Source organism: Bordetella bronchialis (assembly GCF_001676705.1).
GTDB classification, from domain to species: Bacteria; Pseudomonadota; Gammaproteobacteria; order Burkholderiales; family Burkholderiaceae_B; genus Bordetella_C; species Bordetella_C bronchialis.
Genome location: NZ_CP016170.1, coordinates 5,517,255 through 5,532,061, shown reverse-complemented (window position 1 = coordinate 5,532,061; position 14,807 = coordinate 5,517,255). Strand labels below are relative to the sequence as shown.

11 protein-coding genes are annotated in these 14,807 nt (G+C 67.8%); 9 read left to right on the top strand and 2 right to left on the bottom strand.

From position 1 onward, the window contains the following. The first annotated feature begins 2 nt into the window (after positions 1-2). Both BAU06_RS24285 and BAU06_RS24280 read left to right on the top strand, forming a co-directional pair. Positions 3-1,937 carry a branched-chain amino acid ABC transporter ATP-binding protein/permease gene (locus BAU06_RS24285; protein WP_066356685.1) on the top strand — a complete coding sequence of 645 codons (1,935 nt, stop codon included), beginning with the start codon at positions 3-5 and terminating at the stop codon, positions 1,935-1,937. A gap of 77 nt (positions 1,938-2,014) precedes the next feature. Then, positions 2,015-2,737, top strand: coding sequence for an ABC transporter ATP-binding protein (locus BAU06_RS24280; RefSeq protein ID WP_066356676.1), 723 nt, complete (start codon positions 2,015-2,017; stop codon positions 2,735-2,737). Between the two features lie 16 nt (positions 2,738-2,753). On the opposite strand, the gene BAU06_RS24275 is transcribed toward BAU06_RS24280, so the two are convergent. Together BAU06_RS24275 and BAU06_RS24270 are read right to left on the bottom strand one after the other, a co-directional pair. After that, positions 2,754-5,174 (bottom strand): hypothetical protein, encoded by a 2,421-nt coding sequence (locus tag BAU06_RS24275; protein ID WP_066356671.1) that lies wholly within the window; start codon positions 5,172-5,174, stop codon positions 2,754-2,756. A gap of 87 nt (positions 5,175-5,261) precedes the next feature. Continuing rightward, positions 5,262-5,948, bottom strand: coding sequence for a Crp/Fnr family transcriptional regulator (locus BAU06_RS24270; RefSeq protein ID WP_066356669.1), 687 nt, complete (start codon positions 5,946-5,948; stop codon positions 5,262-5,264). Positions 5,949-6,147: 199 nt separating this feature from the next. Between BAU06_RS24270 and BAU06_RS24265 the strand changes: the two genes are divergently transcribed. The 7 genes from BAU06_RS24265 to BAU06_RS24235 all read left to right on the top strand — a co-directional run bounded on the left by BAU06_RS24265 (position 6,148) and on the right by BAU06_RS24235 (position 14,739). Further along, positions 6,148-8,121, top strand: coding sequence for an AMP-dependent synthetase/ligase (locus BAU06_RS24265; protein WP_066356666.1), 1,974 nt, complete (start codon positions 6,148-6,150; stop codon positions 8,119-8,121). A 130-nt stretch (positions 8,122-8,251) separates the two neighbouring features. Continuing rightward, positions 8,252-9,001: an ABC transporter ATP-binding protein gene (locus BAU06_RS24260; RefSeq protein WP_066359710.1), complete on the top strand. Its 750-nt coding sequence runs from the start codon at positions 8,252-8,254 to the stop codon at positions 8,999-9,001. 16 nt (positions 9,002-9,017) lie between these two features. Beyond that, positions 9,018-9,947 carry a branched-chain amino acid ABC transporter permease gene (locus BAU06_RS24255; RefSeq protein ID WP_066356663.1) on the top strand — a complete coding sequence of 310 codons (930 nt, stop codon included), beginning with the start codon at positions 9,018-9,020 and terminating at the stop codon, positions 9,945-9,947. A 54-nt stretch (positions 9,948-10,001) separates the two neighbouring features. Beyond that, positions 10,002-11,066, top strand: a complete 1,065-nt coding sequence (locus BAU06_RS24250) for a branched-chain amino acid ABC transporter permease (RefSeq protein WP_066356660.1) — start codon at positions 10,002-10,004, stop codon at positions 11,064-11,066. A gap of 66 nt (positions 11,067-11,132) precedes the next feature. Further along, positions 11,133-12,467: an ABC transporter substrate-binding protein gene (locus BAU06_RS24245; RefSeq protein ID WP_156770324.1), complete on the top strand. Its 1,335-nt coding sequence runs from the start codon at positions 11,133-11,135 to the stop codon at positions 12,465-12,467. 85 nt (positions 12,468-12,552) lie between these two features. Further along, on the top strand, positions 12,553-13,401 hold the full coding sequence (locus BAU06_RS24240) for an ABC transporter ATP-binding protein (protein ID WP_066356658.1): 849 nt from the start codon (positions 12,553-12,555) through the stop codon (positions 13,399-13,401). A gap of 66 nt (positions 13,402-13,467) precedes the next feature. Further along, on the top strand, positions 13,468-14,739 hold the full coding sequence (locus BAU06_RS24235) for a phenylacetate--CoA ligase family protein (protein WP_066356651.1): 1,272 nt from the start codon (positions 13,468-13,470) through the stop codon (positions 14,737-14,739). Positions 14,740-14,807 lie beyond the last annotated feature (68 nt).

Below are 14,807 nucleotides of genomic sequence, written 5' to 3'. Positions count from 1 at the left end.
AGATGAAATCGCTGACTTTCATAGCCTCGATCGTGGGCATCGCCGTGCTGGCCGGGCTGCCCGTGGCGGTGTCCAATCCGTATTACCTGCACCTGGTCGAAACCATCATGATCTACGCCATCCTGCTGTTCGGGCTGGACATCGTGGTGGGATATACCGGGCAGGTCTCCCTGGGCCATGCCGGGCTGTTCGGCATCGGCTCCTATGTGGCAGGGGTGATGGTGTTCCACCTGCATATGCCCATCGGCGTCATCCTGCCCGCGGCCATCCTGATCGCGGCGCTGTTCGGCGCGGTGCTGGCCCTGCCGGCGCTGCGCGTGACCGGCCCCTACCTGGCCATGGTGACGCTGGCCTTCGGCACCATCATCCAGATCCTGATCAACGAGATGACCTTCCTGACCGAAGGTCCGTTGGGCATCAAGATCAACAAGCCCTCTTTCAATGGCCACGTCCTGACCAAGCAGGAGTACTTCTGGCTCGTGGCGGTGCTGCTGGTGCTCGCCCTGGTTGTCGTGCATCGCATCCTGAAGTCGCATATCGGCCGCACCTTCGAGGCCCTGCGCGACAGCCCCATCGCGGCCGATTGCATGGGGGTGTCGGTGTATCGCTACAAGGTCGTGGCCTTCGTGATCAGCGCCGGCTTCGCCGGGCTGGCCGGCGCGCTGTATTCGTATTCGGAGCAGTACATCTCGCCGAACACCTACAACTTCGAGCTGACCATCCTGTTCCTGCTGGCCATCATCATGGGCGGGCGCAAGTCGCGCGTGGGCGCGCTGCTGGGCGCCGCCATCGTGGTGCTGCTGCCCAAGATGCTGGACGACATCGGCACCTTCCGCGTCATCGCGCTGACCCTGGCCATCCTGATGGTGCTGGGGGCCGGGATCGCGGTGGCCAAGGGCCGCGCCACGCCGCGGGGGCTGGCCATTCCCGTGGCGGGCACCGTGTTGCTGGCCGCCTTCTCGTTCTGGGTAGAGGCCCTGACGGATTGGCGCCTGACCATCTTCGGCGCCATGATCCTGTTCGTCGTGTATTACCTGCCGGATGGCATCGTCGGCTTCGTGCGCAATATGTTCTTCCATGCCGGGCGCAAGGCGCTGGCGGTCAATCGGGAGCTCGCGCACCAGGTCCAGGCGGTGCCGCCGGCCGCGCCGGGCGCCGCGGGCGCCGATGGCGTGCTCCTGGACGCCAGGGGCGTGGTCATGCAGTTCGGCGGGCTGAAGGCGCTGAACCAGGTGGACCTGCTGGTCCGCCGCGGCACCATCCATGGGCTGATCGGCCCCAACGGATCGGGCAAGAGCACCATGATGAACGTGCTGACGGGCATCTATGTGCCCACCGGCGGCACGGTGGAGTTCAATGGCCGCCCGCTGGCCGGCATGGTCCCCGCGGAAATCGCCGCCGCTGGCATTGCCCGCACCTTCCAGAACGTGGCGCTGTTCGGCGAAATGACGGCCCTGGAAAACGTCCTGGTGGGCCTGCACCACAGCTTCCGTACCGGCCTGGCCAATATCGCCCTGCGCACCGCGCGCTGGCGGCAGGAGGAAAGCGGCGCGCGGGCCCGGGCCCTGGCGCTGCTGGAATTCGTCGGCCTGGATACCTACGCCGCCGAAGAGGCGCGCAACCTGCCGTACGGCAAGCAGCGGCTGCTGGAAATCGCCCGCGCGCTGGCCCTGGATCCGCAGCTGTTGCTGCTGGACGAGCCGGCGGCGGGCCTGACGGCGCCCGATATCGCCGAACTGCTGCAGATCATCCGCAAAGTGCGCGACCACGGCATCACCCTGATCCTGATCGAGCATCACATGGATGTGGTCATGGGCGTGTGCGACACCGTGTCGGTGCTGGATTTCGGGCAGAAGATATCCGAAGGCCAGCCGGCGCAGGTGCAGGCGGACAGCCGCGTGGTAGAGGCCTATCTGGGCGGCGCGGTGACGGCCTAGGCCCGCGCGCAAGGAGCTTCGCATGAGCAAGAACACCGCCGAACCGGCCATGGCCGGGCGCTAGGGAGAAGACCGGCATGCTATCGATCGAGAACCTGGAGGCCGGCTACGGCAAGGTCAAGGTGCTGCACGGCATCAGCATGGAAGTGCCGCAGGCCAAGGTCGTGACGCTGATCGGCTCCAATGGCGCCGGCAAGACCACCACCATGCGCGCGCTGTCCGGCATGATCCGGCCCAGCGCGGGGCGGATCACCCTGGCGGGCCACCGTATCGACGGCCTGGAATCCCACCGCATCGCGCGCCTGGGCCTGGCCCATTCGCCGGAAGGCCGGCGCGTATTTCCCACGCTCTCGGTCACGGACAACCTGCTGCTGGGCGCCTATCCGCGCCTGACCGGCAGCCGGCCGCGCGGCGACGTCCAGGCCGACCTGGACCGCGCGATGGAGCTGTTCCCCCGGCTGAAGGAAAGGCGCGGCCAGCTGGCCGGCACGCTGTCGGGCGGCGAGCAGCAGATGCTGGCGATGGCGCGGGCGGTCATGCTGAGCCCGCAGCTCGTGCTGCTGGACGAGCCGTCCATGGGGCTGGCGCCCATCCTGGTGGAAGAAGTGTTCCGCATCATCGGGCGCCTGAAGTCGCAGGGCGTGACCATGCTGCTGGTCGAGCAATTCGCCTCGGCCGCGCTGAACGTGGCCGACTACGGCTACGTGCTCGAGAACGGCCGGATATCCGTGCACGGCACCCCCGAAAAGCTGAAGGACGATCCCGCCGTCGTCGCCGCCTACCTGGGCAGCAGCCACTAGCAGCCACTAGCAACCATTAGCGGCCATCCGCCGGGTCGGCCCCGGGCGCGCGATCGGGCGGGGGCGGCATGGCTGGCGGCGCCAGGTGGGGCAGGATGTCCGGATCGGCGCGTATGGCTTCGAAGGCCGCGGCCGCGGCCACATGGCCTCTTTCCCGCGCCAGGACGATGCCCGGCTTGCCCCATCCGTCCTTCGGGTCCAGCATGCCGGGAAGGTGCTTGCAAAGCCACGGCGCCGTCACTGCGCTACGCATCATGTCGACCAAGGTGGCGTGGAAGGCCTGGATGACCGCGCTGTGGCCGTTGGCCAGGGCGTATGCCAATCCGGAGTCCAGGCCGGCGGACGCCGCCACCAGCAGGTGCGGCAGTGCCGCCAGCAGCGGCGGCCGTATCGCCGCGGCCGACCATGGCTCCGCCAGCAGCGCGGTCAGTCCGCTGTAGAAGGCCTGGACCACGGGCGCGTGGCCGCTGGCCATGGCGAACGCCAGCGCCGGCGCGCCCAGGAAGTCCTTGGCGCACAGCACCTCCGGCAAGCTGTCCTTGATGCCCGCTTGCATCGGCGGGTCCTTGAGCAGCTCCTTCAGCAACTGGAAGAACGCCTGGACGGGCGCCGCGCGCCCGGCGCGCAGCGCGGAAGCGAATGCCGCCGAACCCATATACGCCGAACCCAGCAGCAGGCCGATCCTGGGCGCGACGAAGCTGAACAGGCGCGCGTCGCGCCATGGCGCATACCATGCCATGACCGCGGCCGGCGCATCGCGGTCGAGCAGGGCCCGGTGCAGCATCGGTATGGCCTGGTCGCGCAACAGGCGGAAGACCATGCCCATGTGTTGCCCGGGGTCGGACGACCATTGCCGCACCACGGCCAGGATGGACGTGCCCATGCCGGCGCGCAGCATGCAGCAGAGCAGCTTGTGGCGCTTGCCGGCCGCGAATGCAGCGATCGCGGGGGCGTGGGCGGCCAGGTAGGCCACGGCGGGGGCCTGGCCCAGGCGCCGCAGGAATGCTTCGGCGCAGGCGGTGTCGTTCAGCCAGCTTATCGGCATCTCGCCCAATCGGGCCGGCTCCTCGACGCGTATGACCTGGCCGATCGCCGTCGAGGGCGGAACCCGGCTTTTGTCCAGGCGGGCGTCCTGCCATCGCCGCAGGTCCGCCAGGGTGGCCAGTTCGATTTCCAGGCCTTTGCCTTGCCAGAGCGGGGCCTGGAACGCTTCCTTCGCGCGGGCGCGCGCGACCCAGCACAGCTCGCCGTAAACGAAGAGGGCGGCGCGGGTGCCGTTTTCGGCCATCCATGCGCCCTGGTTCCGGGGGTAGTCTCCTTCCTGCAGCAGTCCCAGGTCCGCCATGGTCCGCAATAGGTCCATGGCGATCAGCGACGGATCGGGGCGCAGCCTGCAGGCGCAGGTATCGCCATCCTGGTCCATTGCAAGAAAACTGCCCAGGCGCAGATCGCTTTCCCGGCGCGACCATTGCTGCGTGCCGGCGTCCAGGCGGTCCTCGTCTTCCCATGTGAGTCCGAAGGCCTGGGCGATGTCGCGCAGGGTCTCCAGCATGGCGTCCTGCAGGGCCGGCGTCCACGCCAGGACGCGCGAACCGGCATCCGGCGCCATGGCGGCGTTGAACCGCGCCTGGCAGGTCTCCGCCAACGACAGCGCGATCCGGTCCGGGACCAGCGCGGCCCTGAGCCGTTCGGCGCACAGCGCGAGAAAGCCGAACTCCTGTGCTTCGGGCATCGTGATGCCGTCGGGATCGCTTTCGAAGCCATACCACCCGGCAAGACTGTTCCATGCCGTCGTCACATAGTGGATTTCATTGCCCGGGTGGTAGTCGGGCCGGCATGCGAAGCTTTCCTGCGTCACGGCAAGCAAGGTATCGCGGGCGGTTTCCTCTTTGATGTTCCACAGGGTGCCGCGGATGCCGCCAACCGCCAGCGCCAGTTTGCGCGCCGCCGACACAAGATTGGACACCGCGCCGTCCGCGCATTCCGTCACGCCCAGGGCAAGATTGCGGATCGCCGCCAATTTGGTGTTCAGGCCGATCGCATCGTGGCGGATCATCCAGCAGAATTCGTCCAGCGATTGCTTGCCGCGGGAATCGACGATGCTGGACCGCGTACTGAAATAGTGCGCCTCGTCGAAGCGATGACGGAAGAAGGTATCCAGGCTGGAGGCGATCGTTTCCGCCTCCGGCACCTGGTGCTGCCGGCAGAACGCCGCAAGGAAGGACAACTGCGCCCGCATTTCTTCCTTGTAGGCCGCGAAACGCGGGCCGTTGCAGAACTCGGCATGCGTGCCATGGGCCGCTTCCGAATACCTGACCGGCGATGTGGCGTCCCCCTGCAGGCCGCGCGCGTAATCGTCCGCGCGGATCGCGGGTGTGTAGGGATTCCAGAAGGCCGGGCCGAAGATCGGCCGGATGGCCGGTTGGGAAGGGAACATCGCGTGGGGACCGTGGGCTGAAGGCGGTTGCCGGGAAATGCTGCGGCCGGTGTGTCCTGGCCGCCCGGACAGAGTTCCATGCCCGGGCTAGCGCCGCCTGGCGGCCTCGTAGCCCTTGAGGCCTTCCAGGTCCAGCACCCGCACGCCCCGGTATTCCACCCTCAGCAGCCCCGCGTGCTGCAGATTGCACAGCGCGCGGTTGGCGCGTTGCCGCGATACGCGGGCCAGGTAGCCGACCTCTTCCTGCGTGATGCTCAGCCGCAAACCCATGCCGGGATACAGGATGGGATTGAACAGCTCCGCCAGGCAGCGCGCCACACGCGCGTCGGCGTCCAGCAGCCGGTCGTTTTCCGCCTTGCCGATGAACTGGGCCACGCGCTCGTTCAGCAGATGCAGCAGGTAGCGGTTGAACGGGATGCTGCTGTCCAGCAGGGACTCGAAGGTGGCGGCGGGCAGCCGCGCGATGACGGAGTCGCGCAGCGCCACCACATCGTATTTGCGCGCCTCGTGCTTAAGCAGGGATCCTTCGCCGAACCATCCGCCCGCCGGCACGCCGGTCAACGACGCCATCCGGCCTTCGGCATTGCCCACGGAAACCTTGACCAGGCCGGCCAGCACGCCTATCCAGGCCTGCGCCATCTGCCCCTTGCGTTCGATGATGACGCCGGCCGGCACTTGCTGCACCGTCAGGTCTTTTTCGACGCGCGCCTGCTCGCCCGGCGTGAGCAAGCGGAACCATGCAGCGGCCAATTGCAAGGAGTCGGTTACTTGCATCGGGATATACCCTAGCTCGTCGCTGAATCGCCCTGAATTGTCGCGAATGCGACAGTTGGGTCCGATGCAAGCTTATACCTTAAAGCACCTTGCAGCGCAGCTCGCAACCGAAAAAAACCGTGGTCCACGGTGTTCGGCAAGGCCGGATGATGTGCATGCCCGGCCCGCCGGAAACAGGTGGAACCCGACAGGAGACAACGTGGCGCAATCCCAGCCCGCACCCCAGTTGGGGCCGGCGGCGGACACCTTCCCCGCCCTGCTGCTTATGCATGCCCGCGTGCGCGGCGACCGTCCCGCCATACGCGAGAAAGACCTGGGCATCTGGCAGACGCTGACCTGGGGCCAGGTCGCGGCGCTGGCCGACCGCGTGGCCCACGGCTTGACGGCCCTGGGCGTGCGGGCCGGCCAGCATGTGGCCGTGATCGGCGAAAACCGCCCGCGACTGTACGTGGCCATGATGGCGGCGCAGGCGCTGGGCGCCATTCCCGTCCCGCTGTACCAGGATGCCGTGGCGCAGGAGATGGCCTTCGTGCTGCGCGATGCCGAGATCGCCGTGGCGGTGGCCGAAGACCAGGAACAGGTCGACAAGATGCTGGAGGCGCGCGAGCTCTGCCCGGCCCTGCGCCATGTCATCTACGACGATCCGCGCGGATTGCGCCATTACGACGATGCGCTGCTCATGTCCTTCGACGAGCTGCTGCGCATGGGCGCGGAGCGCGCCGCCGGCGATCCGGGGTTCTTCCAACGCAGCGCGCAGGCCGTGCAGCCGGGCCAGACCGCCGCCATGTTCTATACCTCCGGCACCACCGGCAAGCCCAAGGGCGTCGTGCTGACCCACGCGGCGCTGATAGACCGCGCGCGCGCCATCGAGGCCATGGAAAACCTGACGGACCGCGAGGACGTGCTGGCCTACCTGCCGCCGGCCTGGATAGGCCAGAACATGTTCTCGTACACGCAACTGCTGGTGACCGGGTTTACCGTCAACCATCCGGAGTCGCCCGCCACCGTCGCCATCGACATGCGCGATATCGGCCCCACCTATTACTTCGCGCCGCCCCGCATCCTGGAAGACCTGCTGACCCACGTCCTGATCCGCATGGAGGACGCCGGCTTCCTGAAGCGCCGGCTGTTCCACTCCTGCATGGCGCTGGCGCGCCGGGTCGGCGTGAGCCTGCTGGACGGCCAGCGGGTAGGCCTGGGCGACCGCCTGCGCTATGCCCTTGGCGACCTGCTGGTCTACGGCCCGCTGCGCAATGCGCTGGGCATGAGCCGGGTCCGCGTGGCCTACACCGCGGGCGAGGCCATCGGGCCGGACCTGTTCACGTTCTACCGCTCCATCGGCATCAACCTGAAGCAGCTGTACGGATCGACGGAGACCTCGGTGTTCGTGTGCGTGCAGCCCGACGGCCAGGTGCGCGCCGATACGGTGGGTCCGCCGGTGCGAGGCGTGCGCATCCAGGTCGCCGACAACGGCGAGATCCTGGTGCACAGCCCCGGCCTGTTCAAGGAGTACTACCGCAATCCGGAGGCCACGCAGGCGGCGCGCGATGCCGAGGGCTGGTTCCATACCGGCGACGCCGGTTTCCTGGACCGCGACGGCCACCTGAAGATCATCGACCGCGCCAAGGACGTGGGCAAGCTCGCCGACGGCAGCCTGTTCGCGCCCAAGTACATCGAGAACAAGCTGAAGTTCTTCCCCTATGTGAAGGAAGCCGTGGCGTTCGGCGCGGGCCGCGACGCCGTGTGCGCCTTCATCAACATCGACCTGGAGGCGGTGGGCAACTGGGCCGAACGGCGCGGGCTGCCCTATGCCGGCTATACCGACCTGGCGGGCAAGGGCGAGGTCTATGACCTGATCGCCGGCTGCGTGGAACAGGCCAATGCCGAGCTGGCGCGCGATGCCCGCCTGGCGGCCTGCCAGGTAAGCCGCTTCCTGATCCTGCACAAGGAGCTGGATCCGGACGACGACGAACTGACGCGCACGCGCAAGGTGCGGCGCGCCTACATCGCGCAGAAGTACGCGCCCCTGGTGGAAGCGCTGTACGACGGCAGCCCGTCGCGCTATATCGAGACCGAAGTCAAGTTCGAGGACGGGCGCGTGGGCCGCATCGCCGCGGATCTCGTCATCCGCGATGCGCGCCGCTATCCCGCCGTGGCGGGGGAGGCTGCCTGATATGGGATACAGCGCCGCCATCCCCGTGCACGCGGCCGACCCGGCCGTGCTGGATGCGCCGCCGCGGGCCGAGGCGGCCCGCACCGGCCATCCCGAGCGCGCGCGCCGCATCGGCGGCGTGATCCTGGACATGCAGAATATCTCGCTGCGCTTCGGCGGCGTGAAGGCGCTGACGGATATCTCGCTGGACGTGCGCGAGCATGAGATCCGCGCCATCATCGGGCCGAACGGCGCGGGCAAGAGCTCCATGCTCAATGTGATCAATGGGGTATACACGCCGCAGCAGGGCGCCATCGTGTTCCAGGGCCAGCGCTATGCCCGCATGACGCCCCGCCGCGCCGCCGAGATGGGCATCGCCCGCACCTTCCAGAACCTCGCGCTGTTCAAGGGCATGAGCGTGCTCGACAACATCATGACGGGCCGCAATCTGCGCATGAAATGCGGCCTGCTGGCGCAGGCCCTGCGCATCGGCCCGGCCGCGCGCGAGGAAGTGCGCCATCGCGAGTTCGTCGAGAACATCATCGATTTCCTGGAGATCCAGGCCTATCGCAAGGTACCCGTCGGGCGGCTGCCCTATGGCCTGCAGAAGCGCGTCGACCTGGGCCGGGCGCTGGCGATGGAGCCGCGCATGCTGCTGCTGGACGAGCCCATGGCGGGCATGAACGTCGAGGAAAAGCAGGACATGTGCCGCTTCATCCTGGACGTGAACGAGGAGTTCGGCACCACCATCGTGCTGATCGAGCACGACATGGGCGTGGTCATGGATATCTCCGACCGGGTGGTGGTGCTGGACTACGGACGCAAGATCGGCGACGGCGACCCGGAGCAGGTCCGCGCCAACCAGGAAGTGGTGCGCGCCTATCTGGGCGTGTCCGCGTAGGGACAAGGAGAGCACGGTGGGATTCTTCCTGGAGACACTGTTCGGCGGCCTGATGAGCGGCATGCTGTACGCCCTGATCGGCCTGGGCTTCGTCCTGATCTTCAAGGCCTCCGGCGTTTTCAACTTCGCCCAGGGCGCGATGGTGCTGGTGGCCGCGCTGGCCATGGCGCGCTTCTCGGAATGGATACCGCGCTGGCTGGGCCTGGAAAGCGGGCTGCTGGGCAATGTGCTGGCTTTCATCGCCGCGGGCGCGCTGATGGTGGCGCTGGCGCGCGCGGTGGAAGCCCTGGTCCTGCGCCACCTGGTCAACCAGGAGGCGACCACGCTGCTCATGGCCACCCTGGGCATCAGCTATTTCCTGGACGGCGCCGGGCAGATCGCCTTCGGCAGTTCGGTGTACTCCATCAACGTCGGCATGCCCAAGGATCCGGCGCTGATCCTGGACCAGATGTTCGAGGGCGGCCTGCTGCTCAATCTGGAGGACCTGACGGCCGCGGTGATCGCGGCGCTGCTGGTGGCCGCGCTGGCGCTTTTCTTCCAGTACACCGGCACGGGCCGCGCGCTGCGCGCCGTGGCGGACGATCACCAGGCGGCGCAGTCCATCGGCATTCCGCTGAACCGCATCTGGGTGGTGGTGTGGAGCGTCGCGGGCATGGTCGCGCTGGTGGCCGGCGTGATATGGGGGTCGAAGTTCGGCGTGCAGTTCACGCTGTCGACGGCGGCGCTGCGCGCCTTGCCGGTGGTCATCCTGGGCGGGCTGACGTCCATACCGGGCGCCATCCTGGGCGGCCTGATCATCGGTGTGGGCGAAAAATTATCGGAGGTCTACCTGGGGCCGCTGGTGGGTGGGGGGATCGAGATCTGGTTCGCCTATGTGCTGGCCCTGGTCTTCCTGCTGTTCCGGCCGCAGGGCCTGTTCGGCGAACGGATCATCGACCGGGTCTAGTGGCACGCGGCCGCGGTGCCGGCCCCGCGGCGGTAGGTAGCAAAGGAAAGCGTCATGCTTTATCGCGAGAACGGACAATTCAAGACCACTTATCTGGCGGACCAGCAGATCTTCCCGATCCGCCAGGACCGGATATTCGTCGCCGTCCTGCTGGCCGTGGCCTTCATCGCCGTGCCGCTGCTGGCCAGCGATTATTTCCTGCGCGCCATCCTGATCCCCTTCCTGATCCTGTCGCTGGCCGCCGTGGGCCTGAATGTGCTGGTGGGCTATTGCGGCCAGATCTCGCTGGGCACCGGCGCCTTCATGGCGGTGGGCGCCTACGCCGCCTGGAACTTCGGTGTCCGCATCCCGCAACTGCCCTTGCTGCTGCAGCTCGTGCTGGGCGGCCTGTGCGCCACCGCGGTGGGCGTGGTGTTCGGCATTCCCAGCCTGCGTATCCGCGGCCTGTACCTGGCGGTAGCGACGCTGGCGGCGCAGTTCTTCGTCGACTGGGCCTTCCTGCGCATACCGTTTTTCACCAATTACTCGCCATCCGGCAGCGTATCCGTGCCGCCGCTGGAAGTCTTCGGCATCCCCTTGCAGTCCTCGGCGCAACGCTACCTGTTCGTGCTGTCCGTGGTGGCCGTGTTCACGCTGCTGGCCAAGAACCTGGTGCGCGGCGCCGTGGGCAGGGAATGGATGGCGATCCGCGACATGGACGTGGCCGCGGCGGTCATCGGCATCCGGCCCATGTACGCCAAGCTGACGGCCTTTGCCGTCAGTTCCTTCATCGTCGGGGTGGCGGGCGTGCTATGGGGCTTCATCCACCTGGGCGCCTGGGAGCCGCTGGCGTTCGACCTGACCCGTTCCTTCCAGCTGCTCTTCATGGTCATCATCGGCGGGCTGGGCTCCATATTGGGCAGCTTCTTCGGCGCCGCCTTCATCGTGCTGCTGCCGGTGCTGCTGACCAACATCCCCGGCATGTTCGGCCTGCCGCTGGCGGTCGATACGGCCTCGCATATCGAACACATGGTGTTCGGCGCGCTCATTGTCTTCTTCCTGATCGCCGAGCCCCATGGGCTGGCGCGGCTGTGGAGCATAGGCAAGGAGAAGCTGCGCATCTGGCCATTCCCGCATTGAACCGATACGCATAACGTTCCGGCGCCAGACCGGGCATAACCGGTGTTCCAACACCACCCAGAGGAGATGGAGATGAAGCGCATGAATACTCGACTCGCGGCGGTCGCGGCGGCCACCGCCGCCGTGCTGGCTTCGGCCAGCCTGCCGGCGTGGGCGGACGAGCAGTTCGTCCCCCTGCTGGTCTACCGCACGGGCTCCTTCGCCCCGCTGGGCATCCCTTGGGCCGACGGCAAGCTCGATTACCTGAAACTGGTCAACGCGCGCGACGGCGGCGTCAACGGCGTGAAGATCACCTACGAGGAATGCGAAACCGCCTACGCCACGGACCGCGGCGTGGAATGCTACGAACGCCTGAAGACGCATGGCCCCACGGGCGCGTCCGGCTTCGACACGCAGTCCACCGGCATTACGTTCGCGGTCAGCGACAAGGCGCCGCTGGACAAGGTGCCGGTGGAAACCGTCGGCTACGGCCTGTCGCAGGCGGTCGACGGCTCGGTCTTTCCCTGGAATTTCCCGCTGCTGGGGACCTACTGGACCGCCGCCGACGTCATGATCCAGGACATCGCCAAGAAAGAGGGCGGCAGCCTGAAGGGCAAGAAGATCGCGCTGGTCTATCACGACTCGCCCTACGGCAAGGAACCCATCCCCCTGCTGCAGCGGCGCGCCGCCAAGGACGGCTTCGAGCTGCTGCTGTACCCGGTCACCGCGCCGGGCGTGGAGCAGAAGTCCACCTGGCTGCAGATCCGCCAGTCGCGGCCCAGCTACGTCCTGCTGTGGAGCGCCGGCATCATGACGCCCACCGCCATCCGCGAGGCCCAGGCCAGCGGCTATCCGCGCGACAAGATGTATGCCATCTGGTGGGCCGGGTCCGAAGGCGACGTCAAGGACCTGGGCGCGGTGGCCAAGGGCTATAACGCCATCACCATCCACAACAGCGGCGAGCCCGGCAAGGTGTCGCAGGACCTGAAGAAGTTCGTCTACGACAAGGGCGAGGGCAGCGACAAGACGGGCAATTCGGTGGGGACCATCGCGCATATGCGGGGCATGATCATCTCCATGCTGCAGGTGGAGGCGATCCGCACCGCGCAGGAGAAATACGGCAAGGGCAAGTCCATGACGCCGGAGCAGGTGCGCTGGGGGTTCGAGAACCTGAACCTGACGCAGGACAGGCTGAACCAGCTGGGTTTCGGCGAGATCATGCGGCCGGTCAAGACGTCCTGCGCCAATCACATGGGGGCGGACTGGGCGCGCATCGTGCAATGGGACGGCGCCAAGTTCAAGGTGGTGTCGGACTGGTACCAATCCGACAAGAGCATGGTGGACCCGCTGGTCAAGGAAGCCGCCGCCAAGTACGCCAAGGACAAAAACATCACGCCGGTCAATTGCGAGTCGCAAGGCTAGGGCGCATCCGCATGGAGGTACCGCGCGGCACCCCGTGCCGCGCGGCCACGGGAGGGAATTCATGACAGCACAGCCCGCCGGCGCGATGCCCGGCGACCTGGCAGGATCGCCGGAGCGCGCGGGCGATGCCCGCGGCGTGCTCCTGGACGTCAACGGCATCGAAGTCATCTACAACCACGTCATCCTGGTCCTGAAGGGCGTATCGCTGTGCGTGCCGGAAGGCCGCATCGTGGCCTTGCTGGGCGCCAATGGCGCGGGCAAGACCACGACGCTGCGCGCCGTGTCCAACCTGCTGCGCGGCGAGCGCGGCGAGGTCACCAAAGGCAGCATCCGCTACCGCGACGAGCGGGTCGACCGCCTGTCGCCCGCCGACCTGGTGCGGCGCGGGGTGGTGCAGGTGATGGAAGGCCGCCACTGCTTCGCCCACCTGACCGTGGAGGAAAACCTATTGACCGGCGCCTACACGCGGCGGCTGGGCAGGGCCGAGACCGCCGCGGCGCTGGAGCGCGTGTACGAGTACTTTCCGCGCCTGAAGCAGCGGCGCGGCAGCCAGGCCGGCTATACCTCCGGCGGCGAACAGCAGATGACGGCCATCGGCCGCGCCCTGATGGCCAGTCCGGCCATGATCCTGCTGGACGAACCGTCCATGGGCCTGGCGCCGCAGATCGTCGAGGAAATCTTCCAGATCGTGCGCGACCTGAACCAGCGCGAGGGCGTCAGCTTCCTGCTGGCGGAGCAGAACACCAATATCGCGCTGCGCTATGCCGACTACGGCTACATCCTGGAGAACGGCCGCGTGGTGATGGACGGCGACGCCGCCGCGCTGGCCAGCAACGAAGACGTCAAGGAGTTCTACCTGGGCATTTCCAGTGGCGCCCGGCGCAGCTTCCGCGATACCAAGTTCTATCGCCGGCGCAAGCGTTGGCTGGCCTAGCCCGCCGCCGTCCGGCGCCCGTGCCGGCGGCCACATCCCCGCTCACGTTCCCGCCGAGATCAAGACATGCCGGATTCCCCCTACTTCGACACGCTGGAAACGCGGCCGCCGCAGGCGCGCGAGGACGCCCTGATGGCGGCGCTGCCGGGCGCCATCGCCCACGCCATGGCCCACGCGCCGGCGATGGCCGCGCAATTGGCCGGCGTGGACCCGGCGCGCATCGTGTCGCGGCAGGCGCTGGCCGCCTTGCCGGTGCTGCGCAAGTCCGAGCTGCTGGCGCGCCAGCAGTCCAGCCGCGCGGGACCGGAGCCGCAGGGCGCCGCCAAAGCCATGGGCGGCTTTTCCGCGCTGGGGTGGGGCCAGGCGCCGCGGGTCTTCGCTTCGCCCGGTCCCATCTACGAACCGGAAAGCGCGCGTCCCGACTATTGGCGCTTCGGCCGCGCGCTGTATGCGGCCGGCATCCGCCGCGGCCAGCTGGTCCACAACTGCTTCTCCTATCATTTCACCCCCGCGGGCTCCATGATGGAGACCGCCGCGCACGCCATCGGCTGCACGGTGTTCCCCGGGGGCACGGGCCAGAGCGAGCAGCAGGTGCGCGCGATCGCGGATCTGGCGCCGGCGGCCTATACGGGCACGCCCAGCTTCCTGAAGATCATCCTGGACAAGGCCGATGAGCTCGGCATTCCCTTGCCATCGCTGCGCCACGCCCTGCTGTCGGGCGAGGCCTTTCCCGCCGCCTTGCGGGATAGCTTCTCGTCGCGCGGCATCGAAGGCTACCAGGCCTACGGCAGCGCGGACCTGGGCCTGATCGCCTACGAGACGCCGGCACGCGAAGGCCTGGTGCTGGGCGAGGACATCATCGTGGAGATCGTCCGTCCCGGTACCGGCGATCCGGTGCGCGACGGCGAGGTGGGCGAAGTCGTGGTCACCACCTTGAACCCGGACTATCCGCTGGTGCGCTTCGGCACGGGAGACCTGTCCGCGGTATTGCCGGGGCCCTCGCCTTGCGGCCGCACCAACACGCGCATCCGCGGATGGCTGGGCAGGGCGGACCAGGCGACCAAGGTGCGCGGGCTCTTCGTGCACCCGTCGCAGATCGCCGATATCCTGCGCCGCCATCCCGAGGCGCTGCGCGCCCGGCTGGTCGTGGGCGGCGAGATAGGCGCCGACACGATGACCCTGCACGTCGAGGCCGCCGGCCCACCGCCGGCATTGGGCGAGGCCATCGCCCGATCCGCGCGCGATGTCACCAAGCTGCGCGCCGACGTCGTCCTGTGCCTGCCGGGCAGCCTGCCCAACGACGGCAAGGTCATCGAGGACACCCGCAGCCTTGCCTGAACCGGGGCGGCCGTTTCCGCGATCGATGCCAGCGCGTTAAGCTTGCGGGTCCGGGGCCCGGCAGGGAC